At 40.2% G+C, this 23548-nt stretch carries 28 protein-coding genes; 7 read left to right on the top strand and 21 right to left on the bottom strand.

The window, feature by feature from the left end; all coding sequences use genetic code 11:
* Positions 1 to 6 precede the first annotated feature (6 nt).
* Together MHH26_RS04655 and MHH26_RS04650 are read right to left on the bottom strand one after the other, a co-directional pair.
* Positions 7 to 1023: a thiazole biosynthesis adenylyltransferase ThiF gene (locus tag MHH26_RS04655; protein ID WP_106030779.1), complete on the bottom strand. Its 1017-nt coding sequence runs from the start codon at positions 1021 to 1023 to the stop codon at positions 7 to 9.
* Positions 1024 to 1052: 29 nt separating this feature from the next.
* Positions 1053 to 1634 carry a molybdenum cofactor guanylyltransferase gene (locus MHH26_RS04650; RefSeq protein WP_106038788.1) on the bottom strand — a complete coding sequence of 194 codons (582 nt, stop codon included), beginning with the start codon at positions 1632 to 1634 and terminating at the stop codon, positions 1053 to 1055.
* Between the two features lie 84 nt (positions 1635 to 1718).
* On the opposite strand from MHH26_RS04650, the gene MHH26_RS04645 reads away from it, so the two are divergent.
* On the top strand, positions 1719 to 2636 hold the full coding sequence (locus tag MHH26_RS04645; RefSeq protein WP_340972586.1) for a sigmaE regulated sporulation protein: 918 nt from the start codon (positions 1719 to 1721) through the stop codon (positions 2634 to 2636).
* Positions 2637 to 2684: 48 nt separating this feature from the next.
* Here MHH26_RS04645 and MHH26_RS04640 read toward each other — a convergent pair whose 3' ends face one another.
* The 3 genes from MHH26_RS04640 to ahpA form a co-directional block, all read right to left on the bottom strand.
* Positions 2685 to 3266, bottom strand: coding sequence for a Rok-like winged helix domain-containing protein (locus tag MHH26_RS04640; RefSeq protein WP_034662739.1), 582 nt, complete (start codon positions 3264 to 3266; stop codon positions 2685 to 2687).
* 481 nt (positions 3267 to 3747) lie between these two features.
* The gene (locus MHH26_RS04635) at positions 3748 to 4206 is read right to left on the bottom strand and encodes a TlpA family protein disulfide reductase (RefSeq protein WP_034662741.1); all 459 of its coding nucleotides are present in this window, start codon (positions 4204 to 4206) and stop codon (positions 3748 to 3750) included.
* Positions 4207 to 4288: 82 nt separating this feature from the next.
* Positions 4289 to 4831 (bottom strand): biofilm-specific peroxidase AhpA, encoded by a 543-nt coding sequence (gene ahpA / locus MHH26_RS04630; protein WP_034662744.1) that lies wholly within the window; start codon positions 4829 to 4831, stop codon positions 4289 to 4291.
* 272 nt (positions 4832 to 5103) lie between these two features.
* Between ahpA and MHH26_RS04625 the strand changes: the two genes are divergently transcribed.
* Positions 5104 to 5913 carry a mechanosensitive ion channel family protein gene (locus MHH26_RS04625; protein ID WP_034662747.1) on the top strand — a complete coding sequence of 270 codons (810 nt, stop codon included), beginning with the start codon at positions 5104 to 5106 and terminating at the stop codon, positions 5911 to 5913.
* Between the two features lie 26 nt (positions 5914 to 5939).
* Here the strand turns inward: MHH26_RS04625 and MHH26_RS04620 are convergent, their stop codons facing one another.
* From MHH26_RS04620 to fadH, 14 genes are all read right to left on the bottom strand, one after another.
* Positions 5940 to 6182, bottom strand: a complete 243-nt coding sequence (locus MHH26_RS04620; RefSeq protein ID WP_003211408.1) for a YkuS family protein — start codon at positions 6180 to 6182, stop codon at positions 5940 to 5942.
* A gap of 50 nt (positions 6183 to 6232) precedes the next feature.
* On the bottom strand, positions 6233 to 7363 hold the full coding sequence (locus MHH26_RS04615; protein WP_034662750.1) for an N-acetyldiaminopimelate deacetylase: 1131 nt from the start codon (positions 7361 to 7363) through the stop codon (positions 6233 to 6235).
* An 84-nt stretch (positions 7364 to 7447) separates the two neighbouring features.
* The gene (dapD, locus tag MHH26_RS04610; protein WP_334748871.1) at positions 7448 to 8158 is read right to left on the bottom strand and encodes a 2,3,4,5-tetrahydropyridine-2,6-dicarboxylate N-acetyltransferase; all 711 of its coding nucleotides are present in this window, start codon (positions 8156 to 8158) and stop codon (positions 7448 to 7450) included.
* A 109-nt stretch (positions 8159 to 8267) separates the two neighbouring features.
* Complete coding sequence (locus MHH26_RS04605; RefSeq protein ID WP_034662756.1) at positions 8268 to 8726, bottom strand: flavodoxin; 459 nt, start codon at positions 8724 to 8726, stop codon at positions 8268 to 8270.
* 16 nt (positions 8727 to 8742) lie between these two features.
* The gene (locus tag MHH26_RS04600; protein ID WP_034662759.1) at positions 8743 to 9636 is read right to left on the bottom strand and encodes a WD40/YVTN/BNR-like repeat-containing protein; all 894 of its coding nucleotides are present in this window, start codon (positions 9634 to 9636) and stop codon (positions 8743 to 8745) included.
* Positions 9626 to 10102, bottom strand: a complete 477-nt coding sequence (locus tag MHH26_RS04595; protein WP_340972580.1) for a flavodoxin — start codon at positions 10100 to 10102, stop codon at positions 9626 to 9628. The genes MHH26_RS04600 and MHH26_RS04595 overlap by 11 nt, the downstream gene beginning before the upstream one ends.
* A gap of 159 nt (positions 10103 to 10261) precedes the next feature.
* Positions 10262 to 11143, bottom strand: coding sequence for a LysR family transcriptional regulator (locus tag MHH26_RS04590; protein WP_003211236.1), 882 nt, complete (start codon positions 11141 to 11143; stop codon positions 10262 to 10264).
* 96 nt (positions 11144 to 11239) lie between these two features.
* Positions 11240 to 11683, bottom strand: a complete 444-nt coding sequence (gene cbpB / locus MHH26_RS04585; protein WP_034663872.1) for a cyclic-di-AMP-binding protein CbpB — start codon at positions 11681 to 11683, stop codon at positions 11240 to 11242.
* Positions 11684 to 11829: 146 nt separating this feature from the next.
* A complete protein-coding gene (gene abbA / locus MHH26_RS04580) occupies positions 11830 to 12021 on the bottom strand; it encodes an antirepressor AbbA (protein ID WP_003210802.1) in 192 nt (63 codons plus the stop codon).
* 149 nt (positions 12022 to 12170) lie between these two features.
* A complete protein-coding gene (locus MHH26_RS04575) occupies positions 12171 to 12686 on the bottom strand; it encodes a ribonuclease H-like YkuK family protein (protein ID WP_034662766.1) in 516 nt (171 codons plus the stop codon).
* Between the two features lie 145 nt (positions 12687 to 12831).
* Positions 12832 to 13074, bottom strand: a complete 243-nt coding sequence (locus tag MHH26_RS04570; RefSeq protein ID WP_003212254.1) for a YkuJ family protein — start codon at positions 13072 to 13074, stop codon at positions 12832 to 12834.
* Between the two features lie 184 nt (positions 13075 to 13258).
* Entirely contained in the window at positions 13259 to 14155 is an 897-nt protein-coding gene (locus MHH26_RS04565) for a manganese catalase family protein (protein WP_003210823.1), read from the bottom strand.
* A 260-nt stretch (positions 14156 to 14415) separates the two neighbouring features.
* Positions 14416 to 15636, bottom strand: coding sequence for an EAL domain-containing protein (locus MHH26_RS04560; protein ID WP_095285090.1), 1221 nt, complete (start codon positions 15634 to 15636; stop codon positions 14416 to 14418).
* Between the two features lie 64 nt (positions 15637 to 15700).
* Positions 15701 to 16465, bottom strand: coding sequence for a 2,4-dienoyl-CoA reductase (fadH, locus tag MHH26_RS04555; protein WP_034662771.1), 765 nt, complete (start codon positions 16463 to 16465; stop codon positions 15701 to 15703).
* Between the two features lie 137 nt (positions 16466 to 16602).
* Here fadH and MHH26_RS04550 point away from each other — a divergent pair, with 137 nt between their 5' ends.
* The 5 genes from MHH26_RS04550 to MHH26_RS04525 all read left to right on the top strand — a co-directional run bounded on the left by MHH26_RS04550 (position 16603) and on the right by MHH26_RS04525 (position 21148).
* Entirely contained in the window at positions 16603 to 17460 is an 858-nt protein-coding gene (locus tag MHH26_RS04550) for a metallophosphoesterase (protein ID WP_334748855.1), read from the top strand.
* 156 nt (positions 17461 to 17616) lie between these two features.
* Positions 17617 to 18114: a L,D-transpeptidase family protein gene (locus MHH26_RS04545; RefSeq protein WP_282068340.1), complete on the top strand. Its 498-nt coding sequence runs from the start codon at positions 17617 to 17619 to the stop codon at positions 18112 to 18114.
* Positions 18115 to 18187: 73 nt separating this feature from the next.
* Positions 18188 to 19465: an MFS transporter gene (locus tag MHH26_RS04540; protein ID WP_307499545.1), complete on the top strand. Its 1278-nt coding sequence runs from the start codon at positions 18188 to 18190 to the stop codon at positions 19463 to 19465.
* Positions 19466 to 19766: 301 nt separating this feature from the next.
* Positions 19767 to 19982 (top strand): hypothetical protein, encoded by a 216-nt coding sequence (locus tag MHH26_RS04535; RefSeq protein WP_307499544.1) that lies wholly within the window; start codon positions 19767 to 19769, stop codon positions 19980 to 19982.
* Positions 19983 to 20686: 704 nt separating this feature from the next.
* Positions 20687 to 21148, top strand: coding sequence for a YkyB family protein (locus tag MHH26_RS04525; RefSeq protein WP_012009774.1), 462 nt, complete (start codon positions 20687 to 20689; stop codon positions 21146 to 21148).
* A gap of 33 nt (positions 21149 to 21181) precedes the next feature.
* Here MHH26_RS04525 and MHH26_RS04520 read toward each other — a convergent pair whose 3' ends face one another.
* Together MHH26_RS04520 and MHH26_RS04515 are read right to left on the bottom strand one after the other, a co-directional pair.
* Entirely contained in the window at positions 21182 to 22090 is a 909-nt protein-coding gene (locus MHH26_RS04520) for a chemotaxis protein (RefSeq protein WP_034662787.1), read from the bottom strand.
* 73 nt (positions 22091 to 22163) lie between these two features.
* Positions 22164 to 23474: an MFS transporter gene (locus tag MHH26_RS04515; protein WP_334748851.1), complete on the bottom strand. Its 1311-nt coding sequence runs from the start codon at positions 23472 to 23474 to the stop codon at positions 22164 to 22166.
* Positions 23475 to 23548: the final 74 nt, after the last annotated feature.

Raw genomic sequence — 23548 nt, 5'->3', positions numbered from 1 at the left:
TCACTCCTATATCCCTAGCAGTCTTGCTAGTAATGAATTGGCTGCTTTTTCATCATTCGTCCCATGGATTAATGCACGTCCACCTTTGAAAAAGACAATACGATAAGATTCATAGCGGACATGGATTAAGAAGTCATTCACTTCCACCTCACAAATAGATGACAGCCTCTCTTTCACATGCTGAAATGATAGATTTGCTAAATCTTTAGATACAACTTGAACTGTATCCCGTCCGCAAAGAATCGTCGTTTTTTTACGTTGCTCATGTAAATAAGGATAGGTTCTTTCTTCACCGCAGGATGGGCAGTTCTTCTGCTTAGTACGAGACAAATCCATTTTAAACGATGTCGCCTGCCAAAGATCAAATGTGACAAATTTCCGTTCGATTTGATCTTCATGTCCTGTTAAATATTTTAGCGCCTCTGTTTGCTGATAAGCAGAAACCATTTGAACTGCTGGAGAAATAATCCCCGCTGTATCACACGTCAAGCCGCCAACAGGCAGTTCTGTAAAGACACACGATAAACACGGCGTTTTATCCGGCAAAATGGTCATATACATCCCCTGGCTGCTCACACAAGCGCCATATATCCACGGCGTCTTCGTTTCCTGCGATAAATCATTCATCACCATTCTCGTCTCAAAATTATCCGTCGCATCAATGACAATATCTGCGCTCTGAAATAACGGTCTTAACAGCCTCGCGCCTGCATCTTCAATCAGGGCGTGTATGATCACTTCATGATTGATCTCTTGGAGACGTTTTTTTGCCGCAGCTGCTTTTGGCACATGTGCCTTTGCATCATGTTCTGTGTACAGCTGCTGCCGCTGTAAATTTGAAAACTCTACATAATCACGATCAACAATCGTCAACGTGCCGATCCCAGACCGGACAAGCCCTTCAGCGGAGGCAGTGCCAAGTGCACCGGCTCCAACGATCAGAACATGACTGTCAGCAAGCGCACGCTGACCCTTTTCCCCAACCGGAGGGAACAAGATTTGTCTTGAATATCGGTCATTCAATGCTGTTCTCTCCTCACCATTTTTATGTATCATATCATACCGTTTTCAGGTAAATCGCTTCTTTTATTGATATTTCGAAATTCATTTGGTGTTACGTTCAGTTCCTCCTCTGGAACGATGCGCACCTTAAGCCTTTGAAGTAACTCTTTGATGGCTAATTGATTCTCTTTTAAACACGCATCAATGGACGGCAGACAGCGGCGGTGATAAAGCGCAAATAAAGGCTGTAATCTGCCCTGAACAAGCGGGATGATAGCATCTACGTGCTCGCTGCAATAGGTCGATAATGCTTCGGCGGTCTCCCTCCGTATGAAGGGCATGTCACATGCCATCACCAAATACCATGCTGCTTCTTGCTTTTGCATCGCCGTATACATGCCGGCAAGCGGCCCGCATCCGCGCACCTGTTCATCATCTAACCACACACTTCGTTCACCTCTTTCTTTAAAAAAGGGCAGAAGTGATGGATGGCTGATGATGACCGTCTGTCCTTTCAAAAGCTGATTTTTCACATGCTCATATAGTGGTTTTCCTTGATACATATAACTTGCCTTTGGCTCTCCAAAACGTCTGGAAGCTCCTCCAGCTAAAATGACATTCACTACATCCATTCTCTCACCCTCCTTGGATATGGTTGTTCTAATCGCACTCATTTCGCATACTTTATTGGTAACATGAATAAGGAGGGTCTATCTATGAACAGGCGCCATGCTTCTCCCCTATTCCATGACCTATCTCAAGAGAATTTATACTTAAAAGCTGAAACAGCCAAATATCAACAAATGATCTCTGATTTACAGTCCTCATATACGTATTCTAAAAATAAGAAGTTAACTCAAGAATATCATGAGATGAAAAAGGATTACACGCTATTAAAACAACAATTGGATGAAATGACCATTGATCAAGACGATGCATCCTCAAAAATACAGGATCTCTCCTACAGCAAATCTGAATTATTACATAAAATAGTCCTTCTTCATGAAATGCTGCAAAAGGAAACCTTTCATAGAAGAAAAGAAACGGAAGAAAAACACCGGCTGCATTTAAAAGTGATCAAATATAAAGAAATCTCTCAACAATTAAATGAACGGATGCAAGATCAAGATCAACGGCTTGCAAAAGAGGAGAAAAAAGGAAATACTTTATCCGCTGTGATTGAGAAACTGCAGCAAACATTAAGTGATAAAAATGCAGAGCTTCATCTATTACAGGAAGGCGTTAGACACCTGCAGGAGCGTTTTTATGAAACACAAGAGAAATTACTGCAAATTGAAAAAGCAAAGGAAGCGATTTTTTATGAAACGCTCACAAGCTATCAAAAACAGTTAGCAGAAAGCGAGGAATGGATCGCATCTCATTTTGCTGATATTGACCAGTCAGCTCAAACAAATTCACAGCCACTCTCTCGAGACAGCGTCCTGCAAACAACGGAAGAAATTGAACCCATCTTGAAAAAGCTGAACGAACAAGTTCAAATACTCCAAGCACAAGTCGATGCGGTGCAGCGAAATGGAGAGGTCATGACAGTGAAGATCGATGGCTTCAAAAAACAGCGTGATCACTTGTCAAAGGAACGAAAAATTGTCTATACAGTTGATCAAAAAAAGTAATTCTCGCAATAAAAAACTGCTGGCTTTTACGTCAGCAGTTTCTTTTATTTATTCGTCTTCTGTTTGAATGTCGCCTTCTAAAATATACTGTCCGCGATATGGCTTTTTCACTTCAGGGTACATTTTAATTAAGCTTTGCATAAACGTTGTCATATTTGGAATTTCAAGACCGCTCTCTTTTTCAATCTCTTTTTGAAGCTCAGAGCTTTTAATCGCCGCATTATGACGCTTTAACGTTTTAATCGCAGCTTCACGAAGCTTAGCTGCCTTTGAACCAGGGCGGGCTGTGCCTCTTCTGCGTCTTGTAGATCCTTCAGGAATACCTACAGGTACACCGTTTAGCTGTCCTGTTCCTAAAGATGATGCAGGATTTGATTGTGATTGTGCCGGCGGCTGGTAGCTTCTCATTTCTTGTGCAGCCAGTTCAGCTAATACAGGCAGCGAATCCGTCTTTCTTTCTGTACGCACTTCTTTTTTTGTATCTGACACTAGACCTGTTCCTTGACGGTCTAATTCTCTTAATTTTGCATAAATCGCATCTCGCTCAATTTGATATTCACGGATGACCTTTACTTCTGCTTCGTTTAGTTGTTCCAATCGTAATCGTAACGCTTCCCTCTCATTAAACAATGGATTTCCCCCTCATCATATAAAAAATATTCTATAGTAAATATTAGATTAGAAAACTAATTTTATCAACTATTTTTTTATCATTTTACAGTTTGCTATCAGATAGGTATTTTCAACTAAAATTTTGCCAAAGAGGAGCAATCGGCATCCATTTCATTGCCACTAAAGGCTTTTGGCAAACTTTAAAATATTGTAAAAAATTTGAATAAACACTTATACTACTTGATTTACATCGTTATTTACCAAACTGAAATTTCTTTTGTGCAAAAACGTTCTGAATAGTAAAAAGTTAAAATCTTTACATTTTCATTTCAAAACAAAAATGTAAATAGGTCTTAATACCTTTTTATTTCAGGAATATTTTTTAATAAACTCCCTCAATTTCTCTTTTCTTAGGAAGGACACGTACATAAAAAGTCCATTCCGTGCAATAGGTCGCCTATTTTTGTCCATGAAAAAACCCCCATTTATGGGGGAAAGCCTATTCTGCAGCCTTTTCAGACTCAGAAAGCACTCGATTGACACGTTTCTCAAGCATTTTCATTCCGCTTCCGCCAGCTTGGAAGTGGCGCAGAGCACCTGTTTTATCAAATACATAATATGCTGGTACATATTCATTTTCAAAGGCTTCTGTTAAGTGATGATCACTGTCCACAAAAATTGGCTGCGTGATTTCATGCTCTTTCGCAACCTCTTTGATTTTATCTAGATCTAGGTCATCCTCTGAACGCGGCATATGAACGGCTACAACGTTTAGTTGATCCTTGTATTCATCACGGAATTGATTGACTTGAGGCATGGCCTCTTTACAAAGATGACAGCTGACTGACCAGAAATGAATCAATGTTGGTTTGTCACCAATTAGATCTTCTTTTGTTACTTCTCCATTTAACCATTCTTTTGCACCAGTTAGTTCTGGCATTGGTTGACGTAATTTCATTTTGAAGCGCCTCCATCCATTGTATGTGTCGAAACAAAAAGGTCTAACATCAGTTAGACCCTCCTGTTTCTTCAGCTATCAATTAAAGTGTTTTTTGACCAGGCTTCCAGTTAGCTGGGCAAAGTCCACCAGTTTGTAATGCTTGAAGAACACGTAATGTCTCATCTACATCACGACCGATATTGTTGTGGAATACTGTTTGATATTGAAGTTCGCCTTCTGGGTTGATAATGAATAGACCGCGAAGTGCAATACCTTCTTCTTCAATTAAAACGCCGTATTCTCTAGATACTGTGTGGTTTGTGTCAGCAGCTAGCGGATATTTCAATTCACCTAGACCATTTTCTTTACGGTCTGTGTTGATCCAAGCAAGATGCGTATGGATTGTATCTGTAGATACACCAATGATTTCTGCATCTAAATCTTCGAACTCATCATAACGATCGCTCATTGCTGTAATTTCAGTTGGGCAAACAAATGTGAAATCCATTGGATAGAAGAAAAGAACTGTCCATTTGTCATTCTTCATGTTTTCCTCTAAACTCACTTTACCAAATTCCTTGTTAGCAAGTACTGCTTCCATTTCAAAACGTGGAGCTTGTTTTCCTACAAAACGCTCTGCCATATGTAAATCCCTCCAAAAAATAATATCTTTATACAGACTTCTAAGCTGTATATAAAATGAGAATCAAAAGTTGAAATTCTCATTTAGTTAATAACTTCACAATTACAATTATAATACTTAAGCGGTTTTTAGTCAATATTAATTAATAATAAATTTAATTAACGATTTGTCACAATCTCTTGCTCCACTTAACAAAAGTTTAACATGTCTTGCATAAGGGAACAAATGATTAGCTTCTCTATTAGAGCATACATAGAAAGGTTTTGAAGAACATGAAAGCATTTGAACAAGTAGATTGGGTTTCCATTATCCTCAATAGCAGTATGATTTTGCTAAAACTAATCGTTATTTTTGCGATTTATTTTATCATCAGAGCCATCGGAAACAAGATGATTAGGCGTGCCTATTCCACATTCTCTGAAAAGCATGACGTCTCTTTATCAAGAGCTCAGACGCTGCAAAGTCTCACGTTAAATATTTTCGCCTACATATTGATTTTTATTCTAGTGGTCATGATCCTCGACTTATTTCATTATAACCCGACCGCTTTGCTAGCTGGCGCAGGCGTTGTGGGGCTTGCGATCGGTTTTGGCGCTCAAGGACTAGTGAGTGATATTGTGACAGGATTCTTTATATTATTAGAGAAACAATTCGATGTGGGAGAATATATAACAGTTGCTGGCTTTGATGGGATCGTAGAACAAATTGGACTTAGAACCACTCAGCTTCGAAGCTTTGACGGCACCCTTCATTTTATCCCAAATCGAAGTATATTGAACGTGAGCAACCATTCAAGAGGGACGATGCAGGCACTCGTTGATATCGAGTTATCTCCAGAAGAGAATGTGGATCAAATGATCACAGCCCTTCAAGCTGCGTGTGATGAGGTACGGGAAGAAATCCCTCAAATTATCGAAGGACCTCAAGTTGTCGGCGTGGAGGCGTTCGGCTCCTCTTCACTCGTACTGCGCATCATAGCTAAAACCGAAACAATGGAGCAGTGGCGGGTAGAACGAATCTTGCGCAAAAAAATGAAAGAAGTACTCGATATAGAAAAAGAGCAAAAAGAACCGGGATTATAATCTACCGGTTCTTTTTCTTGTTTGTTTTATTGAACACGCTGTTCTACTTCTTGACAAATTTCATCAGCCGTCATACCTGACGCAGTAATCACAGATGCTTTTGTCGTTGTGTCTGAAATGCCAAGAACATTTGAATCTAGCCCTGTGACCACATAGCAGTCACACTGATCCATTTGCTGCTCATTTTGAATGCGTACAACGTCATACCCTTTTTGCTTCAGTAGTTCTTCTACATCGGATAAAGATGGTTCTACACCAATTCTTGTCATAATCAAGAACACCTCCTGTTCATAAGGTGTACAGGAGGCAGCTTGATTATTCATTCACCTGCTTGCTTTTTGAAATAAGCTGTCATAACGTTTACAGCTGTTTCTATCGCTTTTTCATCAGGCATGAGTTTTGCATGATGCAGGCCATATTCTGAATCGACCCCTAACCAAAACATGAATCCAGGGTATTTTTTCAACATGTAGCCAAAGTCTTCTCCTGTCATGGCTTCTCTGCATTCAACCACATTCGCAAGCCCTTCTCCGGCAACATATGACATAAATTCCTCTGTCAGATCCTTTGAATTGTCCACTTCGTAATAAGATGAAGGGTATCGCACGGTTGCCTTGCATTCGTAGCCAATTTCAATCCCTTTTGCTAGTGCTTCAATTCGCTTTCTCACCTTATCCATAGACTCTGGTGAAAGTGTACGAATAGTGCCGTCAAGCTTTGCATGCTGGGCAATGATATTTTGAGCCGTTCCGCCGGTAATTGTGCCAATCGTAATGACCGCACTATCAAGAGGATCCACATTACGAGAAATAACCGATTGCAGCTGACCTACAAGTGCACTCGCAGCCACAACCATATCATTCGCTAAATGAGGGTAAGCAGCGTGTCCGCCTTTTCCTTCAAGATCAATCACAAGCTCACTCGTATTAGCAAATAACAGCCCTGTTTTTGTGGCTATCGTTCCGACAGGATATTCAGGTGCAATATGAAGCGCTGTAATAAAGTCTGGCGTCCACTTTTTCAGCACATCGCTTGTAAGCATCGGTTCAGCTCCGCCTGGACCTTCTTCTGCCGGCTGGAAAATAAATAATAGATCTTCTTTGATTGGCTCATGAACGAAATGATCAATGATTCCAAGTGCGATGGTCATATGAAGGTCATGTCCACATGCGTGCATGTTCCCTTCATGTACTGATTGAAATGGATACCCTGTCTCCTCAGGAATAGAGAGGCCGTCCATATCTGCACGATAAGCAAAAACGCGCTCAGGATTTGTTCCCTTTACTTTGACAAAAAGTCCAGTGCGCCACGTTTCCATCTCAACTCGATCTTTTGAATAAGCACCAAGATGCTTGATGAGATACGCTTGTGTTTTGAATTCCTTAAAACCAAGCTCAGGGATTTGGTGTAAATCTCTTCGAATGGATATTAATTGCTCACGATTTAACAAGTGAACTCGCTTCCTTTCCTCTATACGAATAAGACGTGGATATATATCATCCACGTCTATGTCTTCAACTGCGAATTATGTGAATTAAAGCTGACGCAGTTCTTGTTTGATTTCCGTTTTACCTTTTGTTTTTTCATCAATGTCTTTGATTTTCTTTGCAGGTGTACCTGCTACAACTGTGTAAGGCTCCACATCGTTCACAACGATCGCACCAGCTGCTACGACTGCACCTTTACCAATTGTCACACCTTCTAGAACTACAGCGTTCGCACCGATGACAACATCATCTTCTACAACAACTGGTTTAGCAGACGGCGGCTCAATGACACCTGCAAGAACAGACCCAGCACCGATATGACAGTTCTTACCTACTGTTGCACGGCCACCAAGCACCACGTTCATGTCAATCATCGTACCTTCACCGATCACAGAACCGATATTAATAGAAGCTCCCATCATGATGACTGCATTATCACCGATTTCTACTTGGTCACGAATGATAGCACCTGGCTCAATACGTGCTTTAATCTTCTTTAAATCTAACATCGGGATTGCAGAGTTGCGGCGGTCATTTTCCACGACAACATCTTCAATTTTGTCTTTGTTCGTTTCCAGCGCTTCTTGGATTTCGCTCCACTCACCGAAAACAACTCCAGTGTTTCCTGTGATGAACGTTTTTGCATGTTCACCAAATTTAATACCTTCTAAATCACCTTTGATGTAGACTTTCACAGGTGTTGATTTTGTACTATTTTGAATAAATGAAATAATTTCATTAGCGTCCATTTGTTTCATGTATGTATGTCCTCCTCTTAATTTATACTTCATTACTGTACCAAAGGAGAGTTTTAATGACAAGTGAAAGAGTTGACTCTTCAATGGAAAATAAAACAAGCGGGACCGATTACCCCGCTTCCTGCTGGTGAAGATGAACAAATTGTTTGCCAAAAGAAATCAATTTCTCTTCTTCTTCTCCTTCTGGATTCAGCTCAATCTTGACTGATGGCAAGACAATGTCACCGCCAAGTTCCTTCACTTTTTCTTCGATTAGGTCAACAGCTCCGCAAAAATGCTCATAAGATGTATCCCCAGAACCGAATACAGCAAATGCTTTTCCCGTTAAATCAAGCTCTTCCATTTCTTCATATAAATCAATAAAATCATCAGGAAGGTCACCATCTCCCCATGTGTACGCACCTAACATAATGTGCGTGTAATCATTGAGAAGCTCTGCATCAATATCCATCGCTTCATGCCGGTCCACGCTAGCTCCCGCTTCTGTTATTCCTTTTTCAATTAAATCTGCCATCGCTTCTGTATTCCCAGACATCGTGGCATACACCAATAAAACCTTTTCTGTCACTTTTTCTTCCTCCTTATCAATGAATCAATGCCGGCTCCTCATATGGCCTCACAAACTTGCTTTCATATAAACCAGCACAGAAAAAGTTTTCATTTTGATTGGCTACACGAAAACCGTGTCCTTTGATCGTATCAAACCATTTGAGCTCTTTTTGCTCAATATCAAGCTGATACACTTTAGAAAATCCGTGTTCGTCTTGTGAGGTGGTCACATATACAATGCCATTATCCTCTGACACATCCAAAAATGATTCCTCTCTAGCAAAGGCCTGTGATTGAATATCATGCAGCATATTTGTATGTAAATCTAAAATTTGAACAGACCCCTTTTTTCCTTTTTTTGATCCTAATGCGCAAACAAGAAGATGTTCCTGACAGAGCAGCATAGAAGCTGTCATCCGGTGCTCCTCTCTGTTTAGGAGGAAAACCTGCTCACTCTCCAAGTCATACATCCATATTCCTCCGTGAACCTCATGAATCTGTGTTCCAATATAAAGGTGATCACCTGCAGCACATAAAGAACGAATAACAGGCGGGTGGTTCACATGAGCAAATGGCTTCATAATTTCCCAGGAAATCCCGAAATCATTTGACACATAAATACTATGTTTTCCATGTGCACACACAAACCCGTCTTTGCGTCCTGTAATAGACCAAACGACTGCATTTGTTGGAAATGATGATAGCGCCCATGTATTGCCTTCATCTCCTGATCTAATCACTGTGCCATTTTCACCAACACCGAATAAATAAGGTCCGATATAGCTGATGGCATGAATTTTATGCTTGAGCTTAAAGAGCTGCTGCCACCCGCTCTCCACACTGTAGTGAAAAATACCTTCACGTTTTACAGCGACAAAGTATCCACCATTTTTAGAAGCAGCAACAGCTGTCGCTCCTTTATGAAACATGATTTTCAACTCGTTTCTCAGACAAAGTGGCCCAAGTTAAGAAGCTCATGGCAAATTCCTGACAGCACGCCACATCCTCATCTGTATCTGGCGCAAGCTCCATTTTCAATGTCTCAGGAAATACGGATGCCCCGGTTGATTTGAGCATGTTATGAAATGTATGGACAGCCTCACAAAACTTCGGGTAGCTGTAATCTCCAGATCCGAACACAGCTGCTTTGATGTCACTTAGTTCAAGCGTAGAGACCTCTTCATAAAAGTCCTCAGCTTCATAAGGTAAATCACCATCACCCCATGTATAAGAACCGATGAACACATAATCGTATGAAGAAAGGTCCTCTGCGCTTGTATCATCAAATTCCATCATCTTCGTATCGATCCCTTTTCCTTCTAGTGTTTGCTTTATGATCGCTGCCATATCTTCTGTATTACCAGACATACTCGCAAATGCAATTAGTGCTTTCATCTATCGGTCACCTCATCTAAATGATAATCATTTTCAATTATTATATGTACACTTTAAATGATAATGATTTTCAATTATTATATGTACACTTTAAATGATAATGATTTTCATTGTCAAATGATTTCATAAAAAAAGCACCTTCCTCTTCCAAGAAGGTACTTACACCGCATCACTTTCAAGCATTTCTTTGACCACACCGACAAATGCTTGCACCTGTTTTAATTGAAAAGAAGCTTCATAGCCTAGCAGCCATGTGTCACGTCCGATTTGCTCTCCATTCACGTCAACAAGCGGTGTTTTATGAACACTTTTTTCGTGGTCATATAAGGTGACTGAAGGCAAAATGGCGTAGCCGATGCCGTGGTAGGCCATTTGTTTACATGTCTCAATCTGGTCCACTAGAATCGTCTGCTTTGGAGACACTTTAAATTTTTGGTGCCACCAGTGCTGGATTTCCTGATAATACGTGCTGTCGCTTTTAAATTGAATAAACGGGCGTTCTGTCTCGATTAACTCGTCCACGTCTTTGATGACAGAATCGACTAAATATAAATGATCTGTCATCAAATATTCCTTTGTTCCCTTCCAATCAGGGTTTCCGCGAATAATCCCAATGTGCACGTGGTCCTCGTATAAGCTTTTGAGCATTTCACTACTCCAGCCGGTCACAAGTGATACCTTCGCATTTGGGTATTTTTCGACATACCGCTTTAACACTTTCGGCAGCCAGTGCTGTCCAATAATGGATGCAACCGCAAGCTTTAGTGTACCGTGAATTTCCCCTTCAAGTTCATCGATTCGTTCTCTCACTCGATCTTGCTCAACCGTCACCTCTTTTGCAAATTGAATGATCTGTTCACCTGCCGAAGTCACGGTGAGCCCTTTCTGAGAACGAAAAAAGATTTTGGTTCCCCACTCTTTTTCGATCGTCTGCAATCTTTGGGATAAAGCAGGCTGAGAGACAAAGAGCCGCTCCGAAGCCTTTCTCATATTCAATTCTTCACTAAGCACAACAAGCATATGTAACTCCTGAAGCTGCATGGGCGTCCCCTTTCTCTCTATAAGATTTTCTTATTCCATATGGTCATTATATAAATTATAGCTTATGAAGGCAAAAAAAATAAGCTGGGCTTCAGCTCATTTTTTCGCGGCATGAATCACTTCATTTAAGCGCTTTAATACAACACGTCGTGTAAATATTCCTTCAAAGACTTGCTCCTCATTTTCTACACAAACAAATCCATTATTCGTCACAGCGTGAACGCCTTTTAGCACAGGGTCCGTTGTTTTAAGTCTTGGAATATCAGTCAGCATGACCTCTTCTACCTTCAGTTGGTCCAGTTTTTCGAATTCAATTCGTTCTAAACCAAAGATCTTATCCATGATCATATTCGTTCCAATTAACCCATGCAGATGATAAGAAGGATCTAAAACCGGGATGGCTGTATATCCTGTTTTTGTTAGGACCAATAAGGCATGCTCAAGGTTATTTCCAATTTGAACATGTGCCACTTTATCTGCATCAATCATATGCTCGGCTATTGTTGACTCAAGCAATTGAGTTGGTTCTATCTCTATCATGTTTCTTCGACCCCTTTTCTCTCGATCATCAATCATACATTCCCCTTTACCATTAAGCATAAACTAAAACGAAATTTGTCGAAAGATTTTTTCTGCATAAAAAAGATACTCAGCTCCCGAGTATCTAATAGAATGTTAAATCAATATTAATTCTCAAACCTTACTCTGTCATACAATGTGATCAATTGCTTATACGTATTGTCATCGACATTTTTTGTTCCACATTCTATATCATTGATCTCACTGCTTAGTAATTCGACAGCATATTCCTGATTCAGCAATACGTTTAATAATAGCTTTTTCTCTTCTTCATTAAAACGATTTTCGATGACGCTCATCCAACATCAGGCCCCCTGTTTCATATATGCTTTTATATTGATTAGCAGGCTTTTGAATGTCTGCTTCCTCTCTATACAGCTAGAATAAGGAACTAGAATCGAATCGTCAACCGCACGTTTCGACAAGGTTTGGAGAAAAATGACGGAATTTATTTTGTGTATCGATTGGCATAGCAAAATGCTGCGTATGAGTCGGGTTTTATTTTAGCTTCAATTCCCATAGCTGTGATCATTCCGGTCATTTCCTGGATCAGCTCTTTCGTACTTCCTTTTTTGCCAATATCTAGATGGGCTTCAAAACGGAGGTCTGCCCCTTCCTCAGCAAACGGAAGAAGCAAATCCATCAGTTCTGTTAAAGGTCCCTCAAGGATGTCTGCACATACCTTTTGGCTAAACGCTGTCTCTAATGAAATTTTTTCTCTAAGACTTTGCACAGGCCTGCTGATCACTTGTTGTGTGAGGCAGCCCCAAGCCCCTTTGCCAATCCGGTGGAGATGAATTGCAGTCATAAATCTTGTGACATTTTGATTGACCTGAGAGTCCGTACCAATTGATAACACATAGGCGGATCTAGGGTCTTTTCGAATAAAGTCTTTCATTCTCATGACGACATCAGAAAACGCTAAATAATCTTCAGAAAGATTGTAGTAAAAAGAATCACTCACAGAAAGGAACTCCTTTTTAATGGTCTCTTATCCGAAATATGCGCTGATTGATCATCTTCCATTTGTACACCGCCAATAATGACACATGTATATTGCCGCAAATAAACGAAGGAATCCTTAGAAAAAACATTTCATACGATTCAGCTTAGGATTGTAGAAGCTCAAAAATCTCAATCGAAATCATATCAATGTTGTCAAATGGGAAAGTATTTGGCTTATCCCCTTGTTGAAAAACAGTCAATTCAAACGTTTGATTCTTTTCGAAATACTTAACACTACAGATTTTCTCACCGTTCACTTCGAAATAACGCTGTGCCGGTTCGTTTGCAGCTTCTGCTGTCTCTTGAAGACTTTGCAGCCTTGTAATGATACCCATTAATTGTGACATTCTAAAAAAAGACTCCTTTCAAAAAAACAACTCAAGATGAACCCGTATTGATTATACACAAGTCCTACAAAGCATCATACCATAAAGTGTTCTCAGATGATATTTTTCCTCTTGAATTCAAAAAAAGAAAAAGAATCTGTTTTTTTAGTTTGAGTCTTTTTTCTGATCTCATGCACCATGTTTTTTATAAACCCGCAGATCTCATCAGCCGTTTGGCAATTTCGTCAAAATCCTCTTTGGAAATGCCTGGGGCAAACTCTTCCGGTAATTCTCTATAATCTGGCACAGGTGCTCCTTGAGGCGTACCCTCAATCACTGTGAGCGGCTTTCCATCAATCGGATGGCTGCCTTTCCAAATCTTATTAATGTCCTTGTAATCCGTATCACTAAATGTGTACAGTTTTGTATGAACATTTTGGTCTTCAAATTTCCTCGCTGAATCAAAGTATTTGTTGTCGAGGTTTGGGATCGGCAGCATCTTTCCTACATCTACTCCTGTGGCTACCTCAAGCGCCTTTGCATATGCCACAACATGCACACCGCCTCGCACAAGTAAATAACCGATCATCTCTCTTGCTGTAGGATGATCTGTCATTTCATATACGCGCATTTTGTGCGTACGAGCTCCGCATTCAAGGAAGAAGTTATGAAGGAGGTCAAGAATCAGGTTGCCGCTTGAGAACACATTCTCCCCGGTCCAAGGTTTTGCCATGGAATCAAACGGATAGCCTGTTTGAGCCGTTTGAATAAAATGCTGTGTATTTCGTTTATCGACAGCCGCTTTCATCGGTGTCGTATCTGGATCTCCGCCATGGGTGGTCCCTGTAATCATAAGATTCACAGCTGTGGTCACAAGTTCTACATGACCGAATTCTTCAGCCGTAATACTGGATACGAGGTCATAAAACGGTTTGAGTTTTCGTTTTCCTCTAAAGTTAAAGGATTGAAACATGTAATTATTTAATGTGGACATTTCACCGAATTTTCCGCCGAGTAATTCTTGCACAGCAGCAGCACCATTTGCATCTGGGTGATCTGGTCTTGGCAAATCAATCAGCAGCCGCTTGTCGCGTTTGATCATGACGTTCCCTCCTACCGTCTAACTATCATCACTTAAGATGTATGGAAGGATTGGGATGTCCTATGCATGAGGGGAAGATGAAAAGCACAAAAAAAACTTGGCGGGGGTAGCGCCAAGTTTTTTGGATCTTGATCTGATAGAGGGGTTGGGGAACAGAGAGTAGCTTCTCTCTATAACTAAATGATAATGATTATCAGTTTCATTGTCAACCATTTTTTATTTCTTTTTTCTATTTAAAAAAACAGCCTAAACGGCTGCTTTTAAATTAATCCATCTTGCTCATATAAATAGGCATACGGAAGGTCTATAAACAAATACATGTCTCCCTCTAACGGATAAGAAAACGTACGTATCCTCTCACCGGTTTCTAAATCGCTGTAAATATCACTGAAAAATCCTTTCCCGCTCATTCTCATTTGGAGAATATTCGCTAGGAAATAAGGGCGCCAGCTCCAGTTTTTCTCGATATATTCAGGCTGAAACAGCCATTCTTTTTCTTTTTTAAACACATTTCCAGTGATTTGAAAGCCTTCTTCATTACACATATAAATCCGAAAGCTGCAATCCGTTAATTCTAATGCCAGCTTTTGTATAAGTTCATCATTTGTGCTGCATGATTTTTTTAAGGTCGTGACCGCTTGATGAATTCGCTTATAAAATGTTTCAGAATGTTCATAGACAGTTTGAAGTTTCTTTTTCTCATGGGCAATAAATTGCTGAAATTCTTCTCGAAGCTGATCTTTTCGTTTATTGCGGTCGATTAATTCCGCCGCAGGCTCGTGAAGATAGAACCCTTGAAAATATCTGCCGCCATTTCTCCAAGCATACTGCAGTTGGAAATTTGCTTCAATGTCTTCATAAATTAAAGCCGCCCCTATTTTTCTCGCAAGCAATGAAATGCTGTACAAGACATATTCATAGGAAGGAGAAGGAGCCGATGCCCTTAATGCGTGTAAATCTATTTTTAATAGATCGGGTGAGAGCAAGGCAATCCGGTCAAGATTGCTGCTTTCTTTTCCGATATTCGATATGGCGATTTTAATACCATATGTACGAAAATACGTTAACGTATGGTAAAGCTGTTCAATATCGCCGCTAAACGTATGCTCTGTAAATTCGATAACAAACCGATTAAGCTGAATGCCCCTTGCTTCATATTCCTTCAAAAGTTCTAAAAAGCTTTCACCATGATCAAGCATCAGGATATTGGCATCATGATTAATAAAAATGAGCAAATCATCATCTGCTGTTGTGAAAAGATCGAGTGCTTGCGTCAGTACTTTATGATCTACTTCCACTTTATATTCGTCAGGAATAGATGAATCCGTAAAGAAGGAGCCTAGGCTAACTGTTTCAGACTCAAGCTTCATTCTTCCTAAAATTTCATAGCCTATCACTTTTTGCTCTTCCGCACTGAATATGGCTTGATAGTGCGGGAAAACATCTTCAATATTCGTTAAAATATCCAATGGATCGACCATTTTCATCACCTGCTTCTCTCTTTGTGTGATTATAACACATCAAAAGCAGGTCTTACATCGTCATTCAAAATGGGGATTGGTTAAGCCATTGACCCCCATCCATTGTGATACAATCTCCATTTATATATGAAGCTTGCTCAGATAATAAAAAGCTCGCAAGCTCTGCAATTTCCTCTGGTGTACCCAGTCTGCCAAGAGGAACACTATCTAATGTTCTTTGCGCTGCCTCTTCCGATTCCCACAGTTTATCCGCACCGCCTGTTCTCTCGATTGGTCCTGGTGCGATGGCATTGACGCGAATTCGATATTGCTTTCCCCACTCCACTGCAAGCGTTCGAGTCAGAGATAAAACACCTGCCTTTGCTGCCGCTGAATGCGCCACACCTACACCAGCACCCCATGCATAGGTAGCCACCATATTGATCATACTTCCCCTTTTCTTTTGACGAATCCAGTAATTGCCCACTGCATGACTGCAAAAAAACGTTCCATTTAATACAATATCAATGACAGCCTTCCAGCCGTTAGGAGACAGTTTTTCTGCTGGAACCAAAAAGTTTCCTGCAGCATTGTTAATCAGAGCGTCCACATCACCAAATGTATCTACCGCAAACTTGACCATTTGATCGGCATCCTCTGGATTTCGCACATCCATTTGGAAGTAAGCGATCGAGCCGCCATTCTGCTTTATTTCATTTGCCGCCTTTTCTAACGTTTCTTCCGTTCTTCCAGTAATCACGACATTCCAGCCTCCGTGTGCCAAATGGGCAGCCATCGCCTTCCCCATTCCGCTTGATCCCCCTGTGACAATCACTGTTTGTTTCGTCATTTGTTCTCCCCCTCTGTGGTTTTGAATGACTATTCATTCATTATTTTCTATCATATCATGATTGACCCTAGATGCACCATATGGGAGATTCATCAAATATGATGCTATACTTAATTTTATTTATAAAGGAGTCTTATATGAAGCAACTTTCTCGGAGACAGTTTTTAAAAGGAGCAGCTGGCGCGAGCATTCTCGGTTTTTTAGCTACAACATGTGGATACGGATATGCCAGATACATCGAACCACGCATGATCGATACCGTGTCACTGACCATTCAGGATGCTCAACTTCCAGCTTCATTTGACCAGTTTAAAATCGCTCAATTTAGTGATGTTCATTTAAGTGATACATTTCCTGCGAAAGAATTAGAATCCGTCGTCCAGCAAATCAACGCTGAGTCTCCAGACCTCATTGTGTTCACAGGTGACCTCGTTGATTTTCAAGCATCGATTGAAGAGCATGAAAAAGCGAAAGCATATTTGACCAAGCTCCATGCCCCGTTTGGTAAGCTCGCGATATGCGGAAATCATGACTACGGACCATTTGGCGTTGATCTTTATGAGAAAACGATGAAAGCTTGCGGTTTTACAATATGTAAAAATGCTGTGTTTCAATTAGAAAAAGAAGGGGCGCATATTCAGATTGCTACATTGGATGACCTGATGATGAGTGTGCCGGATTATGACCTGATTAAGCGGGAAGTATCCTCTGATTTATTTACGTTACTGCTCGTACATGAGCCTGATGCAGCATTGGAGTTAAATACAACTCCCATTAACTTGCAGCTTTCTGGACATACCCATGGCGGACAGGTGCAGCTTCCTTTTTATGGCCCCATTCTCACAGCACCTTACGGCCATACATATGTGGAAGGTTTATATGGAAGTTATCAGCACCGAATCTATGTCAACCGCGGACTTGGGACAACAAGACTGCCACTTCGATTTTTAGCCAAACCTGAATTAACCTTTTTCACCCTCTCCTCTCGCATTTAGACAGAAGCCAAACCGCTCCTTTTTGCATATGTATAATCAAAGATCTTTCTCATGACAAATGTTAGGAGAAACCTTCCTTCGCCTGATTCCGTCCATATATATATCTAGTGACGGACATCATGGCTTCTTTTATTTGAGTGAAAGGAGTGTCCTTTGGTGCTGCGATATACGGTGAAAAATGGAGAAACCCTTGCTTCTATAGCGCTTGATTTCCGAACAACAACAGATGCCTTAAAGGCTGCAAATCCGTCACTTCAAGGTCAAGAGCCTGTACAAAATGAGGTCATCATCATTCCTGGTCTGCCCGATCCTAATACGATCCCTTACCGCATCTCTGTTTCGATTTCAAGGAAACGTCTCGTATTGTTTTCTGGATCACAGCTTATTCGGTCGTATCCGATCGCAACAGGAAGAATTTTAAATATGACACCGACAGGTTCTTATTATATTGTCAACAGACAGCCAAACCCAGGAGGTCCCTTTGGCGCCTATTGGCTGAGCCTCTCGAAAATTCATTACGGCATCCACGGTACGAATAACCCGTCTTCAATTGGTAAAGCTGTGTCTAGAGGGTGCATTCGTATGTATAATCAGAATGTCATCGAACTTGCTTCAATCGTTCCAAACGGAACACCTGTGACCATTAGCCAGTAGGAGAAATCAATTGTATGAATGCTTAAAATTTTATATGATATAAAGTGGGATCTTCAGGTTAAGGAGCGTATTTATGGATATTTTTAAAAACAGAAATTTTGTTCGTCTCTTTTTTGCAGCACTTGCTTCGCAAATGGGGACAACAGTAGGCAATATGGCGTTTGCCTTTTATTTGCTCGATCATTTTAGTCATCAGCCCGCCTATGCCACATTAGCAGAGCTCATGTATTCACTTCCAACGATCTTTGTCTTTTTTATGGTTGGTGTAGTAGCAGATCGTTTTGATCGTAAAAAAGTCGCAGAGAATTGCGATTGGATACGAGCTGGGCTGACGATTGTTTTATTCATTGTGATTTATTTCAATTCACTTCCACTTATTTTCTTGATCTTGTTTATACGAAGTGCCATTACGAAGTTCTTCTATCCAGCTGAAGCCTCTCTCGTTCAGGCGATTTTAAATAAAGATCAATATGCCAAAGCCGCTGGCTTAAATCAAATGCTGTTTAGTTTATTCATGGTATTTGGTGTTGGAATCGGTGCTATTATGTATAAGACAATTGGACTTCACGGTGCCATTACCATTGATTTGATCAGTTTTATTGTTTCAGGCATCCTGATTCGTTCATGTAACATTCCAATTGAAGCACGTCAGCCAAATGGACAAGCAGGCTGGAGAGGCATGACCATTAAAACGTCTCTAAAAGATTTTAAAGAAGGAATTCTTTACATTATAAAAAATAAATTGTTGGCTTCTTTAATTTTTGGCTTCTTTGTTTTTGGTCTAGTCAATGGCGCATTTGCTGTACTTCCGATGTTTACAATGAAATATGGCCTTTCACCGGACCATTTTGAACTGCATACATCCTTCTTTACAATCGCGATCGGTGCAGGCCTGCTTGTTGGCAGCTTAATGGGCTCTGTTCTCGCTAAAAAAGTAAAGATGCAATATCTCATGTCGCTTCCAATTCTGGTTGCAGGCATTCTGATTTTTGTACTTGGTTCCACCCATACACTATGGTTGTTTTATGTCACATCATTTGTCATTGGTACATGCATTGGCCCAGTCAACATTGTCATTGGCGGCTGGCTGCCGAGAATCGTCCATCCTCGTCTGATGGGACGTGTGTCAGGATGGGTTGATCCGCTTACAATGTTTGCTCAATCCATGACATTAGGTTTGATTGCGGTACTATTTCCAAAACTCATTGCAAACGTTTCTTATATTTATTACGGAATGGGCGTTATTATTTTACTCGTTTTCCTTTTTTACTTCATTACACTGCCGAAGTTCAGCAGAGAAGCTGCCGACTTAGATGTGCAGCGTGAACTAAAAGGCCAGGGAGCGCAATAATTGAACAGGAAAAAGGGCTTTCTTTAAAAGGAAGTCCTTTTTTTCATAGCTGAAACGCCCTACGACGTTATTTACTCTGTTGATTGAAGCTATTTGAAGCAACAACAACCAATAGAGGAGTCAACATGCCCTTCAATCGATCCATTCTTCTCTTTTAACTTTTACCTCTTACATCCATTCTATCAATCCCTTTCATTATATAGCCTTTATTTCTTTTTTTTCAAAAAACAGGAACGTGTATAAAATTTCTTTACATCTTTGGAAGTTTTATAGTAGGATAGTCAGGTTGGAGGTGAGGGGTATGCTAAAAAGTTATTATTTTATTCATACAAAAGATGATCAAGGACAGTATGTTGTACATACAGAGGATTGTGCATTTTTAGGTGATGCTGCAAGCCGTAAATTGATTGGTCTGCACATGAGTGGCGAGAGCGCCATTGATGAAGCTAAACAAATGACGAATGAAACTGTTTTTAATGGTTGCTTCTATTGCGCTTATTCAAGTCATAAGAAATAGACCATGTTGTTAAACCATATGTTCGACATGTTGTCAGGCATATGGTAAAGTTTCAGAATGAATCCAAATTGAGAAACTACCCATTTATTTAAAATAGGTAGTTATCATGAACTAATAGTTCACTTCGTATATATTTCATTCAGTCAATTTTTCTGCCCTTCTTGCAATGAACGTCTCTTCTCCTTTGCCCACCAATGACACCGTCAGCAATGGATTCGCCAACATTATCGAAAAGATGCTACTTCAAGATATCCCTCATGCTGGTCAGCTAAGCCGCTCTGAATGCTGCAGATCCTTCAATTAAAGAAGTTTATAGAAGTTACCTCCTCATTATGTGAAAGTTCAACAAAGCCTCATCCTGCTTCAAAAAACGGAATTCAATACAGAATTTGCTTACCAATGCAGCTTCAACTATGCTTAAAAGAATGAATATACAACACCTTTAGCATATAGAAAATGAAATGCGCCGCATTCTTTCCACCTGAAACAGATAGAAGAAAAATCATAGTGAATAGATGCTGTGTCTTTGCTGATCATTCTGCCATTTTTATATTCAACCACGTTTTAGAACCTTCCTGAATGGCTATTGTAGATAAGAGGGCTAGGAATCCTATCGCTTTTACAATAACTCTATTTGCAATTTACTAATAAAAACGTATAATTTATACTAAGCACAGGAAGACGAAAGACAAAGGAGAGAAAAAATGGACGATTATGCTCATACTAAAGACATAGAACCTACAGCAGAAAACATCGCAAAAGCCATTTATACCGTTAACCGCCATGCTAAAACCGCACCAAATCCCAAGTTTCTTTATCTTTTGAAAAAACGTGCGCTGCAAAAACTATTGCAAGAAGGTAAAGGAAGAAAAGTGGGCCTACATTTCTCTAACAATCCCAAATATAGTCAACAACAGTCCGACGTGCTGATTGAAATTGGAGATTATTATTTTCACCTGCCACCAACCAAAGAAGACTTCGAATTTTTGCCACACTTAGGAAATTTAAATCAATCATATCGCAATCCGAAAGCGAATATGTCATTAAACCGAGCAAAGCAGCTACTTCAAACGTATGTCGGTTTAAAAGAAAAACCTACCGCCACAAAACAAAAATCACATTACACAAAGCCCGTCTTCAAACGACTCGGGGAAAGTTATTTTTAAACAAAAAACCACTCATGCCGAGTGGTTTTTTGTTTAGATAATAAAGTGATCGACTTTTTCAATCAGCTGATGAATTTCTGGTTTACTAATTTGATCATCTGCACCAATTGTTTCCCCTTTATGCCGCAAATCTTCAGTGATTAACGAAGAGAAGATGAGAATCGGAATGGAACTCGTTAAAGGATTTTCCTTCAACAGTTTCGTTAATCGGTGACCATCCATTTTTGGCATTTCAATATCCGTAATAATCATATCAATTTCTTCTGTCACACTGATTCCTTTGCTGACAAGGTCCATGACGTGATCATATGCCTGTTTGCCATCTTCAAAGGTCACAATGTTTTTATAGCCTGCTTCGGTTAATTCATTTGTTAATAAACGCATGAGAAGCGGAGAGTCTTCAACGACATAAAGCTTCTTCCCTGTTCTTCTCTCGTCTTTCTCACCGTCAAACATATGATACGTTTCTACTCCAGAAGCGGATTCAATATCATAAATGATTTTCTCGTAATCTGGAAGGAAAATCATTTTTTCATCAAGCTTAATGATGCCCGTTAAATGACGGTCCATCCCTTGATTGAGTGCAGTTGGCTTTTCAATTTCTTCCCAGCTGACGCGGTGAATTTGTGATACCGTTCCTGTATGGAACACAAATTTCCGTTGGTTGAATTCAGTCACAATATATTTCTCTTGTTCTGACTGATCTGACTCGACATTAAAAAAGGAAAATAGATTGATGACTGGTAAAATCTCGCCTCGTAAACTAATCATCCCTTCTACATCTTGATGAGAGTGCGGTACAACCGTCACCTCAACCGGCTGAATGATTTCTCTTACTTTCATGACGTTAATGCCGAATTGATTTGAACCAATTTCAAACTTCACAATTTCCAATTCATTGGTACCAGAGTCAAGTAAAATTTCTTGTTTGTTTAAAGCCACGGAAATCCCTCTATTCTTCAATATAAGATTGTACTTTTTATATCGGCAGCATAGGTAAAAAGTTGACGTTTCTTTACGCTTTCTCTCGTACGAATTGATGAATCACAAGTCCTATCGCTGCAAGAATGAGTAAAGACGCTAGTGCAAGGCGGCTTGCGAGATTTCCGTGCTCTGCAAACAGCAGAGTGACTGAGCCATAAATGATGGGTCCAATAATGGAAGACACCTTCCCTGAGAATGCAAAGAGACCAAAGAACTGTCCTCTCTTTTCCTTCGGTGTCAGCTCAATTATCAATATTCGTGATGCCCCCCAGCTTGCGCCGAGTGAAATTCCGAATAAACTGCCGGCCACCCAGAAAACCCATTCCGTTGTGGCTGTAACAGCCAGAATCAGGGCCACGATCAAAATCACATACACGACTGTAATCGAGCGCTTTGCCCCAATCGCCTTTGTGATATATCCAAATAGAAAGGAGCCAATGATACTTGAAATGGTCGACACCAGATAAAGCAGAATAAATTGCCCAGCGGTAAAACCAATGATGATTTTGGCATAAACAGCCATCATCGCAATCGCTGTCTGTAAGGCATCATTCATAAAAAAGAAAGCAATCATAAAGATAAAAGCCGGCTTGTATTGCTTCATCTCTTTAAACGTGCGAATAATTTCTTTATACCCGCTGAAAAATGACGCCTTTTTCTCTTGCTGCGGCAGCGGATGAGGGTCTTTTACAAAAAAGAGAAAGGGCAGGAAAAAGAGAAAGAATAAAAGCGCTGTCGGAATAAATGCTTCATGAAATTGGTCATTGCCAACAAGTAAATAAACTGAGAGACCGACAAGTGTCCCTAAATAACCAACGGCAATGCCAAACCCAGAAATAAGCGGTATTTCATCCTTTGTCCCAAGATCGGGCAGAATGGTGTCATAAAACACTAGGCTCGAGTGATAGAAAAATTTTGCGATCACAAACAAGGTGACCACTACTAATAAGGAGACAGGCAGCCCAAACCATTCGCTTGAGAAATCAATTCCAGCAAAGATCCCCATCAAAAACGTACAAGATATACATATTAAAGTAAACACTGTGATGTAGCGCTTCTTTTTTCCTGTACGATCGATCAGAACCCCGTATAATGGTGTAAACATGACGAGAAAAATGCTGGCTAGTGCGTTTGCATAAGAAATAAACGTACTGGCGATCTGATCCATTCTCGCACTGTCTCCAATCGTTTCCTGCAAGTAGAACGGGAAGAAAATGGTGATCATATTGGATGAAAATATCGTATTTGCAAAGTCATACAATGCCCAGGCCAAAACGGGTGCTGTCAAAAACAACCCGAAGCCTGCCCCTTTTTTCTGCATGGTCTTTTTTCCTGTTCTCAATCGTTTGTCTCCCTTCCCTGCCTGATTTTTCACTATCATTCTATTTTATGTCATGCTTCCCTCTTCCATACAAG

Origin of the sequence: Bacillus sp. FSL K6-2839, assembly GCF_038003365.1 — a bacterium.
Classification (GTDB): Bacteria; Bacillota; Bacilli; order Bacillales; family Bacillaceae; genus Bacillus.
Note: the sequence above shows the minus strand (reverse complement) of the source record. Positions and strands in the feature narration are given on the sequence as shown.